Genomic DNA, 22,205 nt, shown 5'->3' on the forward strand with positions numbered 1-22,205 from the left:
AGCACACCAACCCGCACCCGCAGAAGCGGGACATGGACGGCGGCAAGTACAGCTGGGTGATGTCGCCGCGCTGGTTCCACGGGTGGCGCCGGTCCACCGCGTTGCCCAGGGGATCGGTCTTGACGAACATCTCCTGCTCGGTCCAGTCGTCGTAATACGAACTGCCCAAAAGGATCCGAATGCCGAGGTTGATGTCCACCAGCGAGTGGGTGAGCAGTTTGCCGTCGACCACCACGCCCGGGGTCACGAACATGGCGTTGCCCCAGCGCTCCATGTCCTTGTATGCGAAGTTGCACACCTCGGGATCCTGGAAGGAGCCCCAGCAGCCGAGCAGGGTGCGGCGCAGCCCGACCTTCTCGTAGCCCGGCAGCGCCTCATAGAAGAAGTCGAACAGGTCGTCGTGCATCGGCACGACCTTCTTCATGAACTCCACGTAGCGCATGAGCCGGGTCATGTAGTCGGTCATCAGCTGAATCGTCGCGACGGTGCCGACCCCACCGGGGTACAGCGTGGACGGGTGCACGTGGCGACCCTCCATGAGGCAGAACATCTCTCGCGTCCAGCGGCTGACGGCCAGCGCCTCGCGGTAGAACTCGCCGGTGAACGGGTTGAGCGAGCGCATGATGTCGGCGATGGTCCGGTACCCGTGGGCGTCGGCCTGCGGCGCGGGCGTCTTCTCCGCCAGGGAAAGCACACTCGGATTGGTCTCGGACACCATCTTCTCGCAGAAGTCAACCCCGACCAGGTTCTCCTGAAAGATGTTGTGGTCGAACATGTATTCCGCGGCCTCGCCGAGGTTGACGATCCACTCACCGAGGTGCGGTGGCTTGACGCCGTACGCCATGTTCTGCGCGTAGCACGAGCAGGTGGCGTGGTTGTCGCCGCAGATACCGCAGATGCGGCTGGTGATGAAGTGGGCGTCGCGAGGATCCTTGCCCTTCATGAAGATCGAGTAGCCGCGGAATATCGACGAGGTGCTGTGGCACTCGACGACTTCGCGGTTCTCGAAGTCGATCTTGGTGTAGATGCCCAAGCTGCCCACGATCCTGGTGATGGGGTCCCAGGCCATGTCGACCAGTTGGCCGGGTTCCCGCTTGGCGTGGGTGGGCTCCGGAATGATGGTTGTCATCGCACTTCTTCTTCCCGCTGTGGGCTCTTGAGCTCGAGGGCTCAGATTGGAGAACGAAGCGCAGCGCACCTGGTAGGTGACCTACCAGGTGCGGCGCGCTCCGGTGGTGAGTTGGTTACCGTTGTGACGCCACCGCGGTTCCTTGTCGACGGTGCGCGCCGTGATGCCCCGCAGACTGCGGATCACGGTTCCGTACAGGCCCGACGCGGTCGTGGAGACCTTGCCGCCCGGCGGCTCGTCCATGAAGGGCATGAACTTGTCGGGGAATCCCGGCATCGTGCAGCCGATGCAGATCCCACCCACGTTGGGGCAGCCGCCGACACCGTTGATCCATCCCCGCTTGGGCACGTTGCACTTGACGACGGGACCCCAACAGCCAAGCTTGACAATGCATTTCGGCGAGCCGTATTCGGTGGCGAAGTCGCCCTGCTCGTAGTATCCGGCCCGGTCGCAACCCTCGTGGACGGTGTTGCCGAACAACCACGCAGGACGCAGCGCGTCGTCGAGCGGAATCATCGGCGCCTGGCCCGTCGCCATGTAGAGCAGGTAGGTCAGCGTCTCCGACAGGTTGTCTGGATGGATGGGGCAACCGGGCACGCACACGATGGGAATGCCGGCCTTGCTCTTCCAGTCCCACCCCAGGTAGTCGGGCACCCCCATCGCGCCCGTCGGGTTACCGGCCATGGCGTGGATGCCGCCGTAGGTGGCGCAGGTCCCGACCGCCACGATCGCGGTGGCCTTGGGCGCCAGCCGGTCGAGCCACTCGCTGGTGGTCATCGGCTGGCCGGTGGCCGGGTCGTTGCCGAACCCGCACCAGTAGCCCTCTTCCTTGATCTTCTCGTTGGGGATCGAGCCCTCGACGACGAGGACGAAGGGTTCGAGCTCACCGCGGTCGGCTTTGAAGAACCATGAGAGGAAGTCGTCCGCGCCTCCGCTGGGTCCGCACTCGAAATCGATGAGCGGCCAGTGCACGGCGACCTTCGGAAGCCCCGGTAACGCCCCCAGGGCAATCTCCTCAACAGTGGGTTGGGTGGCGGCAGTCAACGCCACCGAATCGCCATCACAACTGAGCCCCGCATTAATCCATAGGACATGGATCAATGTTTCTTCCGCTTTGACTGCTGCTTCTGTTGGCATGCTGCAGCTTTCCGGGGCCGGGCTGGGGCCCCTGCGCTACCGGAGTCGACCGTCGGCCCACTTGCGCAGCGCTAATTTCTGGGTCTACTCTTCACCGCCCAGCGTGTCAACGCCTCTGCGGCACCAAGTAGTTAGACAACCGTTGCATACCCTTCCGCGCCGCTCGGGGCGGCAATCGTCGTCCGCGCCGATGCCGCGACATATGCAAAAGCCTTGCAAGTGCGGACGCGTCAGGCCGGCGCGTTCGCGGCGAAACGTCGCAGCCAGCCGAACCAAGCGCCCATCCCCGCCCCCGTTCGCGCACTGAGCGGCAGGATGGTCGCCGTCGCATTGACCTTGCGCACGTGGGCGATGTACTCGTCGACATCGACGTCGAGGTACGGAACCAAGTCAATCTTGTTGAGTAACACCACATCCACCGAGCGGAACATCACCGGGTACTTCAGCGGCTTGTCCTCGCCCTCGGTCACGGAGTAGACCATGGCCTTGGCGTGCTCGCCCACGTCGAACTCGGCCGGGCAGACCAGATTGCCCACGTTCTCGATGATCACCAGGTCCAGCGCGGGCAGGTCGAGACCCGGCAGTGCGCGGTTCACCATCGGCGCGTCGAGATGGCACTCGCCACCAAAACCATTGCTGGTGTTGAGCAGTGACACCTGGGCGCCTCGACCGCTGAGCTTGGCCGCGTCCAGGTCGGTGGCGATATCGCCCTCGATCACCCCGATGGCAAGCTCACCGGCGAGCTCGTCGAGCGTGGCCTGCAGAACGGTCGTCTTGCCCGATCCCGGCGAGCTCATCAGGTTGAGGGTGCGCACCCCGCTGCTCTCGAACGCCGCGCGGTTGGCATCGGCGAGCAAGTCGTTCTCCGCGAAGATCGCCTCCAGCACGTCGACCCGCTGCTTGCCGGTCTGGTATTGGCCATGATCGCCGTGGCGGTGATCCGGGTCGTCGTGCTCGTGGGTGTGCACGGTCCCGTCGTCATGCCGATGGAATCTACCCATGTCAAATCCGTTCGGGGCGAGTCGGTTTCACGAGACGTCCAACGACGTCACCAAGAATTCGTTGCCGCGCAACACCTCGACGTCGGAGCTATCGCACTCGGGGCACCAGATCGACCAGGCCGACGTGATCTCCGATTGCCGGCCGCACGCTCGGCAGCGCACCTCGGCGCCGACGCACTCGAGTTCCAGCTCGGCGCCGGGCATGTCCTCGGCGTCGCGCACGAGTGTCCAGCAGAACGACAGCGACTCGGGCACCACCTGGCGCAGCGCCCCGATCCGCACGCGCACCACGTCGACGTGCCGACCGTCGGCATGCGTCTTGACCACACCGGCGATCGCTTCGCACAGCGACAGCTCGTGCACAGCCGATCACCCGCATCCGCGCGCAGCGAGGCTCATGAGCACTGTTCTACACCGAAGGCCCAGGATGCGCAGCCGCTCTCAGGGCTCGCTGTTCAGGACGTCCACTTCTGTTCGAGGCGCCCGTAGCGCCAGACGAGCAGCGCCACCGCCCAGGTGACGACGAACGCGCCGACGATGAAATAGCCGACGGCGCCCAGGTCCAGCCGACCGATCCAGCTCCAGAACGCGCCCCGCCAGCCGAACTGCTCGGCGAACAGGGTGAGCAGTTCGACGCTGCCGATCAGCAGCGCGACGATCACCGACAGCGCGGTGATGGTGATGTTGTAGTAGATCTTGCGCACCGGATTCGAAAACGCCCAGCCGTAGGCGAAGTTCATGAACGAGCCGTCGATGGTGTCCAGGAGGCACATGCCCGCGGTGAACAGCACGGGCAGACACAGGATGGCGTACCACGGCAACCCGGCGGCCGCGCTGGTGCCCGCCAGTACCAGCAGCGCGATCTCGGTGGCGGTATCGAAGCCGAGCCCGAACAGCAGCCCGACCGGGTAGGAGTGCCACGACTTGGTGACCGATTTGGTGAAGCGGCGCAGGAATCGGTTCATCAGGCCCCGGTTGTCCAGGTGCCGTTCCAGCTCTGCCCCGTCGGTGTCGGGGTCGTAGCCACCGCGGCGCACCCGGGCGAACACCCGCAGGATGCCCACCAGCACCACGACGTTGAGGAGGGCGATCGCGTAGAGGAACACACCGGAGACGCCCGTGCCGATCAGTCCCGTATAGTGATGCAGCTTCGAGGAGTCATCACGGACCGGCCCCACGATCGTCTTGACGCCGGACGCCAGCAGGAGCGCCAGCACGAAGACCACCGTGGAATGGCCCAGCGAGAAGAAGAATCCGACCGCAAGCGGCCGCTGCCCGTCGTTCATCAGCTTGCGGGTGGTGTTGTCGATGGCGGCGATGTGGTCCGCGTCGAACGCGTGCCGCATTCCCAGGGTGTAGGCCGTCAGCCCGACACCGACCCCGAATGCCTTGCCGCCCAGGCTGAATTGCGCCGGGGCCACGAAGGTCACCAAGGTGAACCAGCCGACCACGTGGAGCGCGACGATGACCGCCGACATCGACGCGAGCCGCCCCCACTCCGCCGGCGTCAGGGCGCTGCGCAGCCTGGTCGTCCACGACGGGCGCCGGCCGAGCTCAGTACTGGCCACTGGCACGACTGTAGGTGCCGCCGTCGACCAGATGCAAGTGGCTCGCAGGAACGCCGGGCCGATGCGGGCACCGAATTCCGTCGAAAAACTGGCGCGCCCACCGCGGCGGCGCGACACTGAACGGGTGACGCCCAAGCCGTCGGCACTGGACCCGTCCGTCACCGCCCGGATCGGCGATCTCCTGCGCGCCCGGGGGCTGCGCCGGATGTCCTCGCGGATCCAGGTGCTGGCGGTGCTCGAGCCGGTCGACGGCCACCTGCCGGTGGCGGAGATCCACAAGCGGGTGCGGGCCTGCCTGCCGCACGGAGCCCACGCCCCCGACGTTGCGACCATCTATCGCACGGTGACCACCCTGGTCGGCCAGGGGGTGCTGCATCCGTTGACCCTCGACGGCGGTGTCACCACCTACGGGATGGCCACCGCGCCGCACCACCACGCCGTGTGCACCGAATGCGGCTCGATCATCGAGGTGCCCGCCCGGCAGCTCAGTTCGGCGCTCGAACACGCGATGGCGGGCAGTTCCTTCGCGCTGTCCGAGGCCGCGGGGCTGACGCTGCACGGCCTGTGCCCGCAGTGCCAAAAGCCCTGAGCTCACCGAAGATCGAGTAGCGCGTTCTCGACCACCTCGGGCAGCGCCGGGTGAATCCAGTACTGGCCGCGGGCCATCTCGTGGGCGGTGAGCCCGAAGCTCATCGCCTGGATCAGCGGCTGGATGATCGACGACGCCTGGTGGCCCATGATGTGCGCACCCAGCAGACGGCCGGTGCTGCGCTCGGCGATCAGCTTGACTATCCCGGTGGTGTCCTCCATGGCCCAGCCGTAGGCGACGTCACCGTAGTCGTGGACCGCGACCGAGACGTCGAATCCCCTTGCGATGGACTGATTTTCGGTCAGACCGACGGATGCCAACTGAGGGTCGGTGAACACCGCCGACGGCACGTGGCGGTGGTTGGTCATCACCATCGACTCGGTGTCGTCCCAGTCGCAGTGCAGGTTGTGCTGTACGACCCGGGCCTCGTGGTTGGCGACGTGCTTGAGCTGGTACGGCGACGAAACGTCGCCGAGGGCGAAAACGCCACGGGCCGAGGTCCGTTGGTATTCGTCGACCACTACCCGGCCGCTCTCGACCTCGACCCCGGCCTGTTCGGCGTCGAGCAGGTCGGCATTGGACACCCGCCCGGTCGCGACCAGCAGCAGGTCGGCGTCAAGCGTCGACCCGTCGTCGAGCCGCAGCGCGACGCCGGAGCCGTTGTTGCTGCCGCCCACGACGTTTCGGTGCGTGCGCAGTTCCCATTTGGCCGCGGCGATGCGGGTGAAGCGTTTACAGATGGTGTCGTCACAGTGCCGCAGCATCGTGCTGCCGCGGATGACCAACGTCACCCGGACGCCGAGGGCGGAGAAGATGTGCGCGAATTCCGCCGCCACGAAGCCACTCCCGATGATCACCAGGTGCTCGGGCAACTCCGGGATGCGCATGATCGTGTCGCTGGTGTGATAGGCGACGCCGCAGTCGAGGATCGCGGGGGGAATGACCGGGCGGGACCCCGCCGCGATCACCACCTGATCCGCGGTGAATTCGTCACCGCCGTCCGTGCGCAACAGGTAGCGTCCGTCGGGCTGAACCGGCCCGAATCGGGTGTGCTGGTCGTACAAGTCGACGCTGGGCGACGCGCGGCGGTAATCTTCGCCGCTCATCGATATCGGGTCGATCCGCCCGAAGATCCGCGAGACGATGTCGTCCCAGCGGATCCGGTCGACGTGCGCGTCGACACCGAAGCGTGCCGCGTCCCGGATCGTCGTGGCGACTTCGGCGGCGTAGACGAACATCTTGGTCGGGATGCACCCGACGTTCAGGCAGGTGCCACCGAACGTGCCGTGCTCGCACAGCGCCGCACGCTTGCCGGTAAACCGATCGTCGAGAAGGGTGTTGCCCGAACCGGTTCCGATGATGGCGATGTCATAGGTCTCCAACTCCTCACCCCTTCCTCGAAGAGGGTTCGGTGCGGTCGGTGTGCAGGTAGCGGTCCAGCCAGAGGTCGAGCTGGCGGTAGGCCGCCTGCCGAGGCTGCGGCAGCGAGAGGAAGACGTCGTGTTTGGCGTCGCCGATCGGCACGATGGTGCTGTGATTCCCGATGCAACCGGCCCGCCTGGCGATCTGGGTGACGTCGAGAACCGCGTCGCCGCATTGCATGGACGCCGCGTCGCTGGTTTCCCGCACGGTGTGATCGGAGCGCAGGATGAGGTTCGGCACGCCGACGTCGAGCCCGCGGTGCAGCCGGGCGTGGCCGCGGCGGATGGCGTGCAGCCAGCCGAGCGTGATCGGGAAGCCGCCCACCGGTTTCCACTGCAGGTTGTAGTCGAACTCGCCGTGGTAGTCGCGGTGCAGGGTGGTGCCGTAACCACCCTCGGTGGGCGTCCGGACCACCCCCCTGGACCGCACGCGGGACAGGCCGGCGATCAGCGCCGAGGTCACCGAATGGCGCAACACCGCCGGGCCGTGCAGGTCCAGAAACGGGCTGTTGAGCACCAAACCGCCGATGCCGGCGTGGGCGGCGGCGTCGCGCCGGCGGAGCCGGTCCAGCCATAGCGACACGATGAGCCCACCTGAGGAATGGCCGTAGACCAAAACCTTGGCGGGTCGGTGGTGCTCGTGGATAGCCGCCAGGGCGTGGTCGAGTTCGGCGTCGTAGTCGTCGAGGTTGGTGATGAAGTGCGGTGTCTGGCCGTCGCGGCGCGACCGGCCGCATTTCTGTAGGTCCAGCGCGTAGAAGGCAAAGCCGCGGTCGGCGAAGTGGTCGGCCAGCGCCGTGTTGAAGAAGTAGTCGGTGTAGCCATGCACGGCCAGCACCGCGTGACCCGCGCCGGAGGGTCCGGCGGGCTCACCGCGCCGGATCAGCGTCGCCACGATCTCGCCCTCGCCGACCGGGTCGGGCCCAAGGGGGATGGTGCGCTGCCAATAACCGGGCAGGACATCGGGCACCCAGCCAGTCACGAGGCCAGCTTAGAGGTTTTGCTGGCCATGGGGAGGCGCACGCCGTCCATGCCGGGTTCGCCTCGGGATAGCCTGGGAACCTGCAGAGTCGACGGAAGGACCAGGAGCAGGTGTCATCGCTAGCCCGAACCGCACGGACGGACGTCGTGCTGGTGGGCGCGGGCATCATGAGCGCGACCCTGGGTGCGTTGCTGCGGCGGCTGCAGCCCGACTGGTCCATGACCATCGTCGAACGCCTGGACGCCGTCGCCGCCGAGAGCAGCAGCCCGTGGAACAACGCCGGCACCGGGCACTCCGCGCTGTGCGAGCTCAACTACACTCCGCAGAACCGGGACGGCTCGATCGACATCACCAAAGCGGTGCGCATCAACGAGCAGTTCCAGGTGAGCCGTCAATTCTGGGCCTACGCCGCCGAGAACGGGATCCTGACCGACACCGGCTTCCTCAACCCGCTCCCACACGTGAGCTTCGTGTGCGGGGCGCAGCGCGTCGAGTTCTTGCGCCGGCGGCAGCGGGCCCTGGCCACCAACCCGCTGTTCGCCGGCACCGAATTCATCGACGACCCGCACGAGTTCGCCCGCCGGCTGCCGTTCATGGCCGCCAGGCGCGACTTCTCCGAACCGACCGCGCTCAACTGGGCCCCCCATGGCACCGACGTCGACTTCGGTGCCCTGGCCCGCCAGCTCATCGGCTACTGCGTGCAGGGCAGCGCCACCGCGTTGTTCGGCCACGAGGTCCGCGACCTGAGCCGGCAATCGGACGGCAGCTGGACGCTGCTGATCCGCAATCGCCGCACCGGCGAAAAGCGCCGGCTGAACGCCAAATTCGTCTTCGTCGGGGCGGGCGGCGACGCGCTGCCGTTGCTGCAGAAGTCCGGCATCCCCGAGGTCAGGGGCTTCGCCGGATTCCCCATCGGCGGCCGGTTTCTGCGCACCGACAACCCGGCGCTCACCGCCGCGCACCGGGCCAAGGTGTACGGGGTCCCGGCGCCGGGCGCCCCGCCGCTCGGCGCGCTGCACCTGGACCTCCGGTTCGTCAACGGCAAGTCCTGGCTGGTGTTCGGGCCGTACGCCGGCTGGTCACCCAAGTTCTTGAAACACGGCCGCCTCAGCGACCTGCCCCGCTCGGTGAAACCGGACAACGCGCTGTCCATGCTCGGGGTCGGCCTCACCCAGCTGACACTGATCAGCTATCTGATCCGTCAGCTGCGGCTGTCCGAACCGGACCGCATCCACGCGCTGCGCGAATTCGCCCCCAGCGCAGAGGATTCCGACTGGGAACTGACCGTGGCCGGTCAGCGCGTACAGGTGATCAGGCGAGACCGGCGCAAGGGCGGCGTGCTGGACTTCAGCACCACCGTGCTGGCCGCCGCCGACGGCAGCATCGCCGGGCTGCTGGGAGCCTCGCCTGGAGCATCGACGGCCGTGGCGGCCATGCTCGAGGTGTTGCAGCGGTGCTTCGCCGGCCGCTATCGATCCTGGCTGCCCACGCTCAAAGAGATGGTGCCGTCGCTGGGGGTGGAGCTGTCCCGCGAGCCGGCGTTGTACGACGAGGTGTGGTCGTGGGGAACCGAGGTGTTGGGGTTGAAGTCCGATTCGGGGGTCCGGTCATGAGTGAAGCGTTGCGTCGGTCCTGGGCCAAAGACCTTGACGCCCAGACCCTTTACGAACTACTCAAGCTGCGGGTGGAGGTGTTCGTGGTGGAGCAGGCCTGCCCGTACCCGGAGCTGGACGGGCGCGACCTGCTCGCCGAAACCCGGCACTTCTGGCTGGAGACGCCCGACGGCGAGGTGATCTGCACGTTGCGGTTGATGGAGGAGCACGCCGGCGGCCGAAAAACGTTCCGGATCGGCCGGTTGTGCACCAAACGCAGCGCGCGCGGGCAGGGCCACACCACCCGGCTGCTGCGCGCCGCCCTGGCCGAGGTCGGCGACTACCCGTGCCGCATCGACGCGCAGACCTATCTGTCCGACATGTACGCCCAACACGGGTTCGTCCGCGCCGGTGACGATTTCGTCGACGACGGCGTCCCGCATGTACCGATGCTCAAGCCCGGCTCCGGCCTGACGGAGCTACCGTGAAGCCGTATCCGTTCAGTGCGATCGTCGGGCACGACCAGCTGCGCCTCGCGCTGCTGTTGTGCGCCGTGCGCCCGGAGATCGGCGGTGCGCTCATCCGGGGCGAGAAGGGCACGGCCAAGTCGACGGCCGTGCGCGGCCTGGCGGCGTTGTTGTCCGAGGCGACCGGTGACGCGGGCGCCGGCCTGGTCGAAATGCCGCTCGGCGCAACCGAAGACCGGGTGATCGGCTCGCTGGACCTGCAGCGGGTGCTGCGCGACGGCGAGCACGCGTTCTCGCCGGGGCTGTTGGCCCGCGCGCACGGCGGCGTGCTGTACGTCGACGAGGTCAACCTGCTGCACGACCACCTGGTGGACGTGCTGCTCGACGCCGCGGCGATGGGCCGGGTGCACATCGAACGCGACGGCATCTCGCATTCGCACGAGGCCCGGTTCGTGCTGATCGGCACCATGAATCCCGAGGAGGGCGAACTGCGTCCGCAGCTGCTGGACCGGTTCGGCCTCACCGTCGACGTGCACGCGTCCCGTGACGTCGACGTGCGGGTGGAAGTCGTCCGGCAGCGCATGGCCTACGAGGCCGACCCGGACGCGTTCGCCGAGCGTTACGCCGACGCGGAGGCCGAACTGGCCCGGCGCATCGCCGCCGCTCGGGCGCTCGTCGGCCAGGTGGTATTGCCCGACAGCGAGTTACGGCGCATCGCTTCGGTGTGCGCGGCGTTCGACGTCGACGGGATGAGGGCCGATCTGGTGGTGGCCCGCACCGCCGCCGCGCACGCCGCCTGGCGTGGGGCCACGTCCGTCGAAGAGCAGGACGTCCGGGTGGCCGCCGAGCTGGCGTTGCCGCATCGGCGCCGCCGCGACCCATTCGACGAACCCGGCATCGACCGCGACCAGCTCGACGAGGCGCTGGCCCAGGCCGGCGACGAACGCGAGCCCGAGCCCGACCCGCCGGGCGGCGGTCAGTCCGCGGAAGACCCTGCGCCGCAATCGAACTCGTCTGGAGTCCCGAAGCCACAACCGCCGCGCCCCAGCGCGCCGCCGTCGAAGACCTTCCGCGCCCGCGCGCTGACGGTGCCCGGGGTCGGCGCGGGGGCGCCCGGGCGGCGATCGCGGGCCCGCAACGCCAGCGGCAGCGTGATCGCGGCCACCGACGGAAACGACACGAGTTCCGGTGCGCACGGGCTGCACCTGTTCGCCACCCTGCTGTCGGCCGCCGAACGTGCCGGGGCCGGCCCCCTGCGCCCGGGGCCGGATGACGTGCGACGGGCGATCCGGGAGGGGCGCGAAGGCAACCTGGTCATCTTCGTCGTGGACGCGTCGGGCTCGATGGCGGCGCGCGATCGAATGGCCGCGGTGAGTGGCGCGACGCTGTCGCTGCTGCGCGACGCCTACCAGCGCCGCGACAAGGTCGCCGTGATCACGTTCCGCCAGCGGGAGGCGCGGCTGCTGCTGCCGCCCACGTCGTCGGCGCACGTCGCCGGCCGGCGGCTGGCCCGATTCGACACCGGCGGCAGGACCCCGCTGGCCGAAGGCCTGCTCGCCGCGCGTGAACTGGTCGTCCGGGAGAAGGCACGCGACCGGGCCCGGCGTTCGTTGGTGGTGGTGCTCACCGACGGCCGGGCCACCGCCGGAACGGACCCGCTGGGCCGCAGCCGGGCGGCGGCGGCCCGGTTGGTGGCCGAGGGCGCCGCCGCGGTGGTCGTGGACTGCGAAACGTCTTACGTGCGGCTGGGTTTGGCCGAACAGCTGGCCCGCCACCTCGGCGCCCCGGCCGTGCGCCTCGAGCAGCTGCACGCGGACTCGCTGACGCGCGCCGTGCGAAACGCGGCCTGAGGAGGGTAACCGCTGATGCCACAAGGCCGCCCACTTCAGGTCCCCGAGGACGGACTGAGCACCAGGGCCCGGCGCAACACCCCGGTGCTGGCGGTGCACACCGGCCCGGGCAAGGGGAAGTCGACCGCCGCATTCGGAATGGCATTGCGGGCCTGGAATGCCGGGCTCTCCGTCGCGGTGTTCCAGTTCGTCAAAAGCGCCAAATGGAAGGTGGGCGAGGAGACCGCCTTCACCCAACTCGGCCAGGTGCACCAGCAGCACCGCATCGGTGGGCCCGTGGAATGGCACAAGATGGGCGCGGGCTGGTCGTGGTCGCGCAAGGCCGGCAGCGAAGACGATCACGCCGCGGCCGCCGCCGACGGCTGGGCGGAGATCGCGCGCCGGCTGACCGAGCAGCGCCACGACTTCTATGTGCTCGACGAATTCACCTACCCGCTGAAATGGGGATGGGTGGACGTCGACGAGGTGGTGGACGTGCTGCTGGCGCGGCCGGGCCACCAGCACGTGGTCATCACCGGCCGCGATGCCCCGCAGCGGTTGATCGAGGCCGCCGATCTGGTCACCGAGATGACCAAGGTGAAGCACCCGATGGACGCGGGCCGCAAGGGGCAGAAGGGCATCGAGTGGTGAGTGTCCCCGCGGTCGTCATCGCCGCGCCGGCGTCGGGCAGCGGAAAGACCACCGTCGCAACGGGTTTGATCGGTGCGCTGCGGCGCGCGGGCCATGCCGTGGCGCCGTTCAAGGTGGGCCCGGACTTCATCGACCCCGGTTATCACGGCTTGGCCGCCGGGCGTCCCGGCCGCAACCTGGACCCGGTGCTGGTCGGTGAGAACCTCGTCGGCCCGCTGTACGCGCACGGCTCGGGCGGTGCGGACATTTCGGTGATCGAGGGGGTGATGGGGCTCTTCGACGGGCGAATCGGGCGCGCCGCGGCCGGCCCCGCGGAAGGCTCCACCGCCCACGTGGCCGGCCTGCTGGGTGCGCCCGTGGTCCTGGTGGTCGACGCGCGCGGCCAGAGTCACAGCATCGCCGCACTGCTGCATGGCTTTTCGACGTTCGACGCCGCGACCCGGGTCCGCGGCGTGATCCTCAATCGGGTCGGTTCGGCCCGGCACGAACACGTTTTGCGGCAGGCCTGCGAGCAGGCGGGTGTCGCGGTGCTGGGTTCCATTCCCCGCACCGCCGAATTAGAGCTTCCAACAAGGTATTTGGGTCTGGTCACCGCGGTGGAGTACGGGCGGCGCGCGCGGCTCGCGGTCGAGGCGATGACCGACCTGGTCGCCCGTCACGTCGATCTGGCGGCCGTGGTGGCCGTCGCCGCGAGCCGGACCGGCACGGCGTGGGACCCGGCGACGGCGGTGGGGGAGACGCCCGGCGGGCGGGCCACCGTGGCGATGGCAACGGGTAAGGCGTTCAGCTTCGGCTATGCCGAACATGCCGAGTTGCTGCGGGCCGCCGGCGCCGACGTGGTCGAATTCGACCCGCTGGCCGAGGAGTTGCCCGATGGCACGGATGCTGTGCTGCTGCCCGGCGGCTTTCCGGAACAGTTCACCGCCGAGCTCTCGGCCAACGACTCCGTACGCCGGCAGATCAACGAGCTGGCCGCCGCCGGCGCGCCGATTCACGCCGAATGCGCCGGCCTCATCTATCTGGCCACCGAACTCGACGGTTACCCGATGTGCGGCGTGCTGGCCGGGTCGGCGCGGTTCACGCCGAATCTGACGTTGGCCTATCGCGACGCCGTCGCCGTGGCCGATTCGCCGCTCTATTCCACCGGGCAGCGGGCGGTGGGCCATGAATTCCACCGGACCGCAATCACGTTCAGCGATGACTACCAGCCCGCGTGGGCCTACCGGGGCAACGACGCGGATACCTTGCGCGAAGGTGTCGTGCACGCCGGAGTGCACGCGTCGTACTTGCACACCCATCCGGCCGCGGCACCACAAGCCGTCGCGCGGTTCGTGGCGCACGCCGCCGCGCGCAGCGCCCGGCGTTTCCGCCGCGCTCGCGGTCGCCACTAGGCCGATGGTGGCGACCCGCAGCGCCCGGCGTTTCCGCCGCGCCCGCGGTCGCCACTAGGCTTGCCCGGTGACCGAGAACGCCTACCTCGCCGGACTACGGCTGGCCGGCAAGAAGGTCGTCGTGGTCGGCGGCGGCTCGGTTGCCCAGCGCCGGCTGCCCTTGCTCATCGCCAGCGGTGCGGACGTCCACGTGATCTCCCGCAGCGCCACCAGGTCGGTCGAGGCGATGACCGGAATCACGTTGTCGCTGCGCGAATACCGCGACGGCGACCTCGAGGGGGCCTGGTACGCGATCGCCGCCACCAACGACGCGCAAGTGAACGCGGCCGTCGTCGCGGAGGCCGAGCGCCGCCACCTCTTCTGCGTCCGCGCCGATATCGCCGTGGAAGGGACAGCGGTGACCCCGGCGTCCTTCAGCTACGAAGGGTTATCGGTCGGGGTGCTCGCCGGCGGCGAGCACCGCCGGTCCGCGGCCATTCGCTCGGCCATCCGGGAGGCGCTGCAGACGGGGGTAATCGCGCCCGACAGCGTGGCCAGCCCCGACGTCGTGCGCGGCGGGGTGGCACTCGTCGGCGGCGGCCCCGGCGACCCCGAACTGATCACCGTGCGCGGGCGCCGGCTGCTGGCCCACGCCGACGTGGTGGTCGCCGACCGGCTGGCGCCCCCGGAACTGCTGGCGGAGCTACCGCCGCACGTGGAGGTCATCGACGCCGCCAAGATCCCGTACGGGCGGGCGATGGCGCAGGACGCGATCAACGACGTCATGATCGAACGCGCCCGGTCCGGGAAGTTCGTCGTCCGCCTCAAGGGTGGGGACCCGTTCGTCTTCGCCCGCGGCTTTGAGGAAGTGCAGGCGTGCGTCGACGCCGGGATCCCGGTCACCGTCGTGCCGGGTGTGACGAGCGCCATAGGAGTGCCCGCCCTGGCCGGCGTTCCGGTCACGCACCGGGCCATAAATCACGAATTCGTAGTGGTCAGCGGACATCTGGCGCCCGGCCACCCCGAATCGTTAGTGAATTGGAATGCGCTGGCCGCGCTCTCCGGCACCATCGTTTTGCTGATGGCCGTCGAACGCATCGAGCTTTTCGCCGACGCGCTCATAGCGGGCGGCCGACCTGCGGAAACGCCGGTGCTGGTGGTGCAACACGGAACGACGGCGGCTCAGCAGACTTTGCGGGCCACTCTCGCCGACACGCCGGAAAAGATCCGCGCCGAGGGCATCCGACCTCCCGCGATCATCGTGATCGGGCCAGTGGCGGCTTTCGGGCTTTAAACGGATCTTAAGATTACTGTAAGGTAACCCTTTATGACGGCCCTCAACGACAGTGAGCGCGCGGTGCGCAACTTCACCTCCGCACGCCCCGATCGTCCGGCCGCGGCGCGCTCCACGCGCCCGGCAGAGACCGCCTCCACCCGCCTCAGCAAGTACTACCCGGCATGGTTGCCGTCCCGCCGCTTCATCGCGGCCGTGATCGCCATCGGCGGTATGCAGTTGCTGGCGACCATGGACAGCACCGTCGCCATCGTCGCGCTGCCCCGGATCCAGAACGAGCTCAGCCTGTCCGACGCCGGCCGCAGCTGGGTGATCACCGCCTACGTGCTGACCTTCGGCGGACTGATGCTGCTGGGCGGCCGGCTCGGCGACACCATCGGGCGCAAGCGCACCTTCATCGTCGGCGTCGCGCTGTTCACCATCTCCTCGGTGCTGTGCGCGGTCGCATGGGACGAGGTGACCATGGTCATCGCGCGGCTGTCGCAGGGGGTCGGCTCCGCCATCGCCTCGCCGACCGGCTTGGCGCTCGTCGCGACCACCTTCCCCAAGGGGCCCGCGCGTAACTTCGCGACGGCGGTGTTCGCCGCGATGACGGCGGTCGGCTCGGTGATGGGCCTGGTGGTCGGCGGAGCGCTGACCGAGGTGTCCTGGCGGCTGGCGTTCCTGGTGAACGTGCCGATCGGCCTGGTGATGATCTACCTCGCGCGCACCGCGCTGCGCGAGACCAACCGGGAGCGGATGAAGCTCGACGCCACCGGCGCCATGCTGGCGACGCTGGCGTGCACCGCGGCCGTCTTCGCCTTCTCGATGGGGCCGGAAAAGGGCTGGGTCTCGATCACCACCGTCGGCTCGGGTGTGGTCGCGATGGCCGCCGCCCTCGCCTTCATCATCGTCGAGCGCACCGCCGAAAACCCGGTTGTCCCATTCGATCTGTTCCGCGACCGCAACCGGCTGGTCACCTTCGCCGCGATCTTCCTGGCCGGCGGCCTCATGTTCAGCCTGACGGTGTGCATCGGCCTGTACGTGCAGGACATCCTCGGTTACAGCGCGCTGCGCGCCGGCGTCGGCTTCATCCCGTTCGTCATCGCGATGGGGATCGGGCTGGGCGTGTCCTCGCAACTGGTGTCGCGGTTCTCGCCCCGGGTGTTGACGATCGGCGGCGGCATCCTGCTGTTCTGGGCGATGCTCTACGGCTGGGGTTTCATGCACCGCGGTGTGCCCTATTTCCCCAACCTGGTGCTCCCCATCATCGTGGGCGGGATCGGCATCGGCATCTGCGTCGTCCCGCTGACGCTGGCGGCCATCGCCGGTGTCGGCTTCGACCAGATCGGCCCGGTGTCGGCGATCGCATTGATGCTGCAGAGCCTCGGCGGTCCGCTGGTGCTGGCCGTCATCCAGGCCGTGATCACCTCCCGCACGCTGTACATGGGCGGCACCACCGGCCCGGTGAAGATCATGAACGACCTCCAACTGCACGCGCTCGACCAGGGCTACACCTACGGCCTGCTGTGGGTGGCCGGGGTGGCCGTCATCGTCGGCGCCGCGGCGCTGCTGATCGGCTACACCCCCGCCCAGGTGGCCCACGCGCAAGAGGTCAAGGAAGCGATCGACGCCGGCGAGCTGTGACGCCGGGGTCGCCGATTGGCGGCCCGCTCCAATAGCTTTGCGCCGGATTCGATAGCGCCGGCGATATCAAATTCGCGGAGCCTGCACGGGTCCTCGGCTGCTAGGCGCCCACCCCTGACAAGTTAGGCTGGCCCGCTGTGATCACCCGGATGTCCGAGCTGTTCTTGCGCACGTTGCGTGACGATCCCGCTGATGCCGAAGTGCCCAGCCACAAACTTCTGATCCGCGCCGGCTACATCCGGCCGATCGCGCCCGGGCTGTACAGCTGGTTGCCGCTCGGGCTGCGGGTGCTGCGCAAGATCGAACGCATCGTCCGCGACGAGATGAACGCGATCGGCGGTCAGGAGATCCTGTTTCCCGCCCTGCTGCCGCGCGCGCCGTACGAGACCACGAACCGGTGGACCGAATACGGCGACGGGGTGTTCCGGCTCCAGGACCGCCGCGGCAACGACTACCTGTTGGGCCCGACGCACGAAGAGCTGTTCACGCTGACGGTCAAGGGCGAATACAACTCCTACAAAGACTTTCCCGTGCTGCTCTATCAGATCCAGAACAAGTACCGCGACGAGGCGCGGCCGCGCGCGGGGATCCTGCGCGTGCGCGAGTTCCTGATGAAGGACTCCTACTCCTTCGACATCGACGACGCCGGACTCAAGGCCGCCTATCACGCGCACCGGGAGGCCTACCAGCGCATCTTCAACCGGCTCCAGGTGCGCTACGTGATCGTGTCCGCGGTATCGGGGGCGATGGGCGGCAGCGCCTCCGAGGAGTTCCTGGCCGAAAGTCCGGTCGGCGAAGACACCTTCGTGCGCTGCCTGGAATCGGGGTATGCGGCCAACGTCGAGGCCGTCGTCACCGCCCGCCCCGAGGCCAAACCGATCGATGGCTTGCCTGAGGCGGTAATCCACGACACCGGTGACACCCCGACCATCGCCACCCTGGTGGACTGGGCCAACACCGCCGGCCTCGGCCGCACGGTCACCGCGGCGGACACGCTGAAGAACGTCCTGCTCAAGGTGCGCCAGCCCGGCGGGGAGTGGGAGCTGCTGGCCATCGGGCTGCCGGGCGACCGCGAGGTCGACGACAAGAGGCTGGGCGCCGCGCTGGAACCGGCCGAGTACGCGTTGCTCGACGATTCCGACTTCGCCAAATACCCATTTCTGGTGAAGGGCTACATCGGGCCGAAGGCGCTGCGGGACAACGGTGTTCGCTATCTCGTCGACCCGCGGGTGGTGGACGGCACCAGCTGGATCACCGGGGCGGACGAGCCCGGCCGGCACGTCGTCGGCCTGGTGGCCGGCCGCGATTTCACCGCCGACGGCACCATCGAGGCCGCCGAGGTGCGCGACGGCGATCCGTCTCCCGACGGCGCCGGCCCGCTGGTGTCGGCCCGGGGCATCGAGGTCGCGCACATCTTCCAGCTCGGCCGCAAGTACACCGACGCCTTCACCGCCGACGTCCTCGGTGAGGATGGCAAGCCGGTGCGGCTGACCATGGGGTCCTACGGCCTCGGGGTGTCGCGGATGGTGGCGGTGATCGCCGAGCAGCACCATGACGAGTTGGGCCTGCGCTGGCCGTCTTCGGTCGCGCCGTTCGACGTCCATCTGGTGATCGCCAACAAGGACGCGGACGCCCGCACCGGGGCCACCGCGCTGGCCGCCGACCTGGACCGGTTGGGCATCGAGGTGCTGCTCGACGACCGTCAAGCATCACCGGGGGTCAAGTTCAAGGACGCGGAATTGCTGGGCGTGCCGTGGATCCTGGTGGTGGGGCGCGGCTGGGGCAACGGCGTGGTGGAGCTGCGCGACCGCTTCGGCGGAGAAACGCGCGAGCTGGCGACCGGGCCGTCGCTGGCCACCGACGTCGCGGCCGCCCTTACCGGGTAACTCAAAACCCTTGCGCCGCTAGTCGTTTCCGCCGGGGAAGCTCGTCGTGATGGGCCAGGCGCCCAGCACCCGGTTCCATCGGGCGGCCATCACCGCGCTTTGCGTCAGCGCCGTGGCGGCGAACGCGCGGTCGTCGGCCGTCTCGGCGTGCTCGATCACCACTCGCCAGGCCGACGCGCCGTCGTTTTCCATCCGCGCCGCCAGGCGCGCCGCATCCGCCGCGCTGCCCACCAGGATCGGCAACTGGTAACCGGGGGCGGCGACCGGCGCGTTGACCTTGCGGGCGTTGAGCATCGCGATCACGTCGTCGCGGCGCTGGCGGTGCTGACTCAGGGCCTCCACCACCATGTCGTTCACGCTGGGCGGCGACAGCGCCGAGACCATGCCGTAGCCGTAGATGGTCGAGTGTTCGATGGCCAGCGCGTCGCACAGCGCGGCGTTGTCCGCGTCCTTGCCGGAGCTCATATCGACGGGCCCCCCGGCACCAGGGCGACCGTGTACGACGCGGTGCAGGACGCGATGATCGAGGCGAGCAACCCCGCCCGGTAGCCGGATTCTCCCGCCACCATCCGGCTGGCGCTGTCCGCCGAGGCGCGCAAGGCGTTGATCACGTCCGACACCGGTGGGGGAGGCGGCGGCGGTCCCGCCGGTTCGGCGGCGCTCGGGCTGGGGCCCGCGGTCTCGCTGGTGGACGAGGCGGTGATCTTGCCGGCGGCCCGCGAGATCTCCGTGGACAGGGCGCGGGCGTGCGCGGCGCGTTGGCTCGCGACCACCGTCAGCGCGGCGGCGATCTGTGGCGGGTTGCCGACGGCCGCGGCCGCGGCACCGGCCAGCGCGCTGTCCTTGCGGGCCTGGTCCAGCGGCCCCAACAGCTCTTCGACGGGTGGGGGCTTGGGCGGGGACTCGCCGCAGGCGGAGGTCACCACCCCGAGCGCAGCCAGAGCCGCGCCGCCGGCGAGCACACCCCGCCGGTTGACGACCGGAAATGCGCTAGACACAAACACATCCTGCCATCGGTGCGGGGGTGGGTAGGAAGCCAGGACGCGATCCGGCCGTCAGACGCGATTCCTGGCGTATCGTTGATAGCTGCTCTCGCGGAACGGCAGCCTTCGCGTTCCGCCAGGACACCGGAGCCGCCCGCAGGGCTAAATAGGGCCAAGGGGCGGCGACGCCCTCCAGCTGACCGGACAACTCAAGATGAGGAGCTCGCCGTGACCACCGGGCTACCTTCGCAGACGCAGGTGATCGAGCTACTCGGTGATGAGTTCGCGCGCGCCGGATACGAGATCGAAGACGTGGTCATCGACGCCCGGACGCGCCCGCCGCGGATCATGGTGGTCGCCGACGGTGACAAAGCCCTCGACCTGGACACCATCGCGACGCTGTCGCGCTCGGCGTCGGCGTTGCTGGACGGCATCGACGATGTCGCCGACCGCTATGTGCTCGAGGTGAGTTCGCCGGGCGTGGACCGCCCGCTGACCAGTGCAAAGCATTTCCGTCGCGCCCGCGGCCGCAAGGTCGACGTCGTCCTCGCGGACGGTTCGCGACTGACCGGTCGCGTCGGCGAGACGCGCGGCGACACCGTCGCGCTGGTGGTCCGCGCGGGACGCGACTACCAGGTGCGCGAGCTCCCGCTCGCCGACATCGCCAAAGCCGTTGTCCAGGTGGAGTTTTCGCCCCCAGCCCAAGCGGAGTTGGACCTGGCGGGCCGGACCGACAGGACGGAGGAGCGGCACTGATGAACATCGACATGGCCGCGCTGCACGCCATCGAGGTGGATCGCGGTATCTCGGTCAACGAGCTGCTCGAGACGATCAAGTCGGCGCTGCTCACCGCCTACCGGCACACCGAGGGCCATCAGAACGACGCGCGCATCGAGATCGACCGCAAGACCGGCGTCGTCAAGGTCGTCGCCCGCGAGACCGACGACGACGGCAACGTCATCAGCGAATGGGACGACACCCCCGAAGGTTTCGGCCGCATCGCCGCCACCACCGCCCGTCAGGTCATGCTGCAGCGGTTTCGGGACGCGGAGAACGAGCGCACCTACGGTGAGTTCTCCACCCGTGAGGGCGAGATCGTCGCGGGCGTCATCCAGCGCGACAACCGCGCCAACGCCCGCGGCCTGGTCGTCGTCCGGATGGGCACCGAGACCAAGGCATCCGAAGGCGTGATCCCGGCGGCCGAACAGGTGCCGGGCGAAAGCTACGAGCACGGCAACCGGGTGCGCTGCTACGTCATCGGCGTGACCCGCGGTTCCCGCGAGCCGCTGATCACGCTGTCGCGAACGCATCCCAACCTGGTCCGCAAGCTGTTCTCCCTGGAAGTCCCCGAGATCGCCGACGGGTCGGTGGAAATCGTGGCGGTGGCCCGGGAGGCCGGCCACCGCTCCAAGATCGCGGTGAAGTCCAACGTTCCCGGGCTGAACGCGAAAGGGGCCTGCATCGGGCCGATGGGCCAACGGGTGCGCAACGTGATGAGCGAGCTCTCCGGGGAGAAGATCGACATCATCGACTACGACGAGGACCCGTCCCGCTTCGTGGCCAACGCGCTGTCGCCGGCCAAGGTGGTCTCCGTGTCGATCATCGACCCGAACGCCCGGGCCGCCCGCGTGGTGGTGCCCGACTTCCAGCTGTCCCTGGCCATCGGCAAGGAGGGCCAGAACGCGCGGCTGGCCGCGCGCCTCACCGGGTGGCGGATCGACATCCGCGGCGATACGCCGGGGGGATCGGAGTCGCATTCGGAGAGCCACCCCGAACACGGGGCCACCCACGGGATGGCGCACGACCGCTAGGGGATCCTCGCCCGCATCCTCGGGCGGTTCTGACCATCGGATAAGTGACGCTAGACTGAGCCGTGATCCAGCGTGAGCCTTCGGCCCGGGCGCACAAACATTTGGACGGACCAGTCCGGACGTGCGTCGGGTGCCGAAAGCGAGAGCTGGCCGTCGAACTGCTTCGCGTGGTGGCTCAGTCGAACGGGAACGGCGAATACGCCGTGATCGTTGACACCAGGGCCAACCGGCCGGGGCGGGGTGCATGGCTGCATCCCGTACCGCCGTGCGTGCAACAGGCGATTCGGCGGCGGGCTTTCACCAGAGCGCTGCGCATCGACCGTCCACCGGACACATCCGCGCTGGTCGAGTACGTGGAAGCGCTCGACCAGCACGGCAACAGAACAGGTAGCAAAGAACATGAGCACACCGTGAAGTCCCGATGACCATGCGTCATAGCTAAACCCGAGGCGCGGCCCCACGACTGTCGCCTCTTAGACAGGAGATGTAGTGGCAGGTAAGGCCCGCGTACACGAGTTGGCCAAGGAACTCGGTGTTACCAGCAAGGAAGTTCTCGCCCGGCTGAATGAACAGGGCGAATTCGTAAAATCCGCATCGTCCACGGTGGAGGCGCCGGTCGCTCGCCGACTGCGCGAATCCTTCGGGGGCGGCAAACCGGCTGCCCAGAAGACGGCGGCCAAGGCGGCCGCCAAGGCTCCGGCCAAGGGCCCGGACAAATCGCTTGACCAGGCACTCGACAAGGCCATCGGCAACGGCGAGGCCAACGGCGAAGCCGCCGGCGGAACGACGATCGCCGCCGCCCCAGCTGCCCCCGCCGCCGTCACGGCCGCCGGGACCGCCGGGTCGGCCACCGCCGGGCCGCGGAGCCT

At 68.7% G+C, this 22,205-nt stretch carries 22 protein-coding genes; 13 read left to right on the forward strand and 9 right to left on the reverse strand.

The features are described 5' to 3' along the window. The 5 genes from A5697_RS00550 to A5697_RS00570 all read right to left on the reverse strand — a co-directional run. The coding region (locus A5697_RS00550) for a nickel-dependent hydrogenase large subunit (protein WP_231971928.1) at positions 1-1,129 on the reverse strand (1,129 nt) is incomplete at its 3' end. 81 nt (positions 1,130-1,210) lie between these two features. Continuing rightward, positions 1,211-2,266: a hydrogenase expression protein HypE gene (locus tag A5697_RS00555; RefSeq protein ID WP_067949284.1), complete on the reverse strand. Its 1,056-nt coding sequence runs from the start codon at positions 2,264-2,266 to the stop codon at positions 1,211-1,213. A gap of 230 nt (positions 2,267-2,496) precedes the next feature. Further along, a complete protein-coding gene (gene hypB / locus A5697_RS00560; protein WP_068007034.1) occupies positions 2,497-3,267 on the reverse strand; it encodes a hydrogenase nickel incorporation protein HypB in 771 nt (256 codons plus the stop codon). A 27-nt stretch (positions 3,268-3,294) separates the two neighbouring features. Continuing rightward, entirely contained in the window at positions 3,295-3,630 is a 336-nt protein-coding gene (locus A5697_RS00565) for a hydrogenase maturation nickel metallochaperone HypA (protein ID WP_067949288.1), read from the reverse strand. A gap of 92 nt (positions 3,631-3,722) precedes the next feature. Then, the gene (locus A5697_RS00570; RefSeq protein WP_067949291.1) at positions 3,723-4,835 is read right to left on the reverse strand and encodes a HoxN/HupN/NixA family nickel/cobalt transporter; all 1,113 of its coding nucleotides are present in this window, start codon (positions 4,833-4,835) and stop codon (positions 3,723-3,725) included. Positions 4,836-4,959: 124 nt separating this feature from the next. Between A5697_RS00570 and A5697_RS00575 the strand changes: the two genes are divergently transcribed. Next, positions 4,960-5,424 carry a Fur family transcriptional regulator gene (locus tag A5697_RS00575; protein WP_068007051.1) on the forward strand — a complete coding sequence of 155 codons (465 nt, stop codon included), beginning with the start codon at positions 4,960-4,962 and terminating at the stop codon, positions 5,422-5,424. A gap of 2 nt (positions 5,425-5,426) precedes the next feature. Here A5697_RS00575 and mtr read toward each other — a convergent pair whose 3' ends face one another. After that, the gene (mtr, locus tag A5697_RS00580; RefSeq protein WP_068007036.1) at positions 5,427-6,806 is read right to left on the reverse strand and encodes a mycothione reductase; all 1,380 of its coding nucleotides are present in this window, start codon (positions 6,804-6,806) and stop codon (positions 5,427-5,429) included. Between the two features lie 4 nt (positions 6,807-6,810). Then, on the reverse strand, positions 6,811-7,827 hold the full coding sequence (locus tag A5697_RS00585; RefSeq protein ID WP_067949295.1) for an alpha/beta hydrolase: 1,017 nt from the start codon (positions 7,825-7,827) through the stop codon (positions 6,811-6,813). A gap of 110 nt (positions 7,828-7,937) precedes the next feature. On the opposite strand from A5697_RS00585, the gene mqo reads away from it, so the two are divergent. The 8 genes from mqo to A5697_RS00625 all read left to right on the forward strand — a co-directional run bounded on the left by mqo (position 7,938) and on the right by A5697_RS00625 (position 18,542). Further along, positions 7,938-9,440: a malate dehydrogenase (quinone) gene (gene mqo, locus A5697_RS00590; protein ID WP_082953170.1), complete on the forward strand. Its 1,503-nt coding sequence runs from the start codon at positions 7,938-7,940 to the stop codon at positions 9,438-9,440. Further along, on the forward strand, positions 9,437-9,907 hold the full coding sequence (locus A5697_RS00595; RefSeq protein WP_067949297.1) for a GNAT family N-acetyltransferase: 471 nt from the start codon (positions 9,437-9,439) through the stop codon (positions 9,905-9,907). Before mqo ends, A5697_RS00595 begins: the two co-directional genes overlap by 4 nt. Next, positions 9,904-11,736, forward strand: a complete 1,833-nt coding sequence (locus A5697_RS00600) for a magnesium chelatase subunit D family protein (protein WP_068007039.1) — start codon at positions 9,904-9,906, stop codon at positions 11,734-11,736. Before A5697_RS00595 ends, A5697_RS00600 begins: the two co-directional genes overlap by 4 nt. 15 nt (positions 11,737-11,751) lie before the next feature. Further along, positions 11,752-12,366: a cob(I)yrinic acid a,c-diamide adenosyltransferase gene (cobO, locus tag A5697_RS00605; RefSeq protein WP_067943834.1), complete on the forward strand. Its 615-nt coding sequence runs from the start codon at positions 11,752-11,754 to the stop codon at positions 12,364-12,366. Further along, positions 12,363-13,757 (forward strand): cobyrinate a,c-diamide synthase, encoded by a 1,395-nt coding sequence (locus tag A5697_RS00610; protein ID WP_068007042.1) that lies wholly within the window; start codon positions 12,363-12,365, stop codon positions 13,755-13,757. The genes cobO and A5697_RS00610 overlap by 4 nt, the downstream gene beginning before the upstream one ends. 67 nt (positions 13,758-13,824) lie before the next feature. Further along, positions 13,825-15,030, forward strand: coding sequence for a uroporphyrinogen-III C-methyltransferase (gene cobA / locus A5697_RS00615; RefSeq protein ID WP_067943830.1), 1,206 nt, complete (start codon positions 13,825-13,827; stop codon positions 15,028-15,030). A 33-nt stretch (positions 15,031-15,063) separates the two neighbouring features. Further along, positions 15,064-16,656 (forward strand): MFS transporter, encoded by a 1,593-nt coding sequence (locus A5697_RS00620; protein ID WP_067943828.1) that lies wholly within the window; start codon positions 15,064-15,066, stop codon positions 16,654-16,656. A gap of 137 nt (positions 16,657-16,793) precedes the next feature. Continuing rightward, on the forward strand, positions 16,794-18,542 hold the full coding sequence (locus A5697_RS00625) for a proline--tRNA ligase (RefSeq protein ID WP_068007045.1): 1,749 nt from the start codon (positions 16,794-16,796) through the stop codon (positions 18,540-18,542). Between the two features lie 18 nt (positions 18,543-18,560). Here A5697_RS00625 and A5697_RS00630 read toward each other — a convergent pair whose 3' ends face one another. Together A5697_RS00630 and A5697_RS00635 are read right to left on the reverse strand one after the other, a co-directional pair. Beyond that, on the reverse strand, positions 18,561-19,007 hold the full coding sequence (locus tag A5697_RS00630) for a ferritin-like domain-containing protein (protein ID WP_067943825.1): 447 nt from the start codon (positions 19,005-19,007) through the stop codon (positions 18,561-18,563). Continuing rightward, on the reverse strand, positions 19,004-19,540 hold the full coding sequence (locus A5697_RS00635) for a hypothetical protein (protein ID WP_067943837.1): 537 nt from the start codon (positions 19,538-19,540) through the stop codon (positions 19,004-19,006). Before A5697_RS00635 ends, A5697_RS00630 begins: the two co-directional genes overlap by 4 nt. Before the next feature lie 213 nt (positions 19,541-19,753). Here A5697_RS00635 and rimP point away from each other — a divergent pair, with 213 nt between their 5' ends. The 4 genes from rimP to A5697_RS00655 all read left to right on the forward strand — a co-directional run. After that, positions 19,754-20,281: a ribosome maturation factor RimP gene (rimP, locus tag A5697_RS00640; protein ID WP_068007047.1), complete on the forward strand. Its 528-nt coding sequence runs from the start codon at positions 19,754-19,756 to the stop codon at positions 20,279-20,281. After that, on the forward strand, positions 20,281-21,336 hold the full coding sequence (gene nusA, locus A5697_RS00645; protein ID WP_067943821.1) for a transcription termination factor NusA: 1,056 nt from the start codon (positions 20,281-20,283) through the stop codon (positions 21,334-21,336). Before rimP ends, nusA begins: the two co-directional genes overlap by 1 nt. 167 nt (positions 21,337-21,503) lie before the next feature. Then, the gene (locus tag A5697_RS00650; protein ID WP_369806022.1) at positions 21,504-21,761 is read left to right on the forward strand and encodes a YlxR family protein; all 258 of its coding nucleotides are present in this window, start codon (positions 21,504-21,506) and stop codon (positions 21,759-21,761) included. Between the two features lie 64 nt (positions 21,762-21,825). Next, the coding region (locus A5697_RS00655; RefSeq protein WP_231971929.1) for a translation initiation factor IF-2 N-terminal domain-containing protein at positions 21,826-22,205 on the forward strand (380 nt) is incomplete at its 3' end.

Source organism: Mycobacterium sp. E3251, assembly GCF_001666835.1.
Classification (GTDB): domain Bacteria; phylum Actinomycetota; class Actinomycetes; order Mycobacteriales; family Mycobacteriaceae; genus Mycobacterium.

Coding starts and splice junctions, on each gene's coding strand:
- A5697_RS00555 (WP_067949284.1), bottom strand. CDS start 2,266: ATGCCAACAGAAGCAGCAGTCAAAGCGGAAGAAACATTGATCCATGTC.
- hypB (WP_068007034.1), bottom strand. CDS start 3,267: ATGGGTAGATTCCATCGGCATGACGACGGGACCGTGCACACCCACGAG.
- A5697_RS00595 (WP_067949297.1), top strand. CDS start 9,437: ATGAGTGAAGCGTTGCGTCGGTCCTGGGCCAAAGACCTTGACGCCCAG.
- cobO (WP_067943834.1), top strand. CDS start 11,752: ATGCCACAAGGCCGCCCACTTCAGGTCCCCGAGGACGGACTGAGCACC.
- A5697_RS00620 (WP_067943828.1), top strand. CDS start 15,064: ATGACGGCCCTCAACGACAGTGAGCGCGCGGTGCGCAACTTCACCTCC.
- A5697_RS00630 (WP_067943825.1), bottom strand. CDS start 19,007: ATGAGCTCCGGCAAGGACGCGGACAACGCCGCGCTGTGCGACGCGCTG.
- nusA (WP_067943821.1), top strand. CDS start 20,281: ATGAACATCGACATGGCCGCGCTGCACGCCATCGAGGTGGATCGCGGT.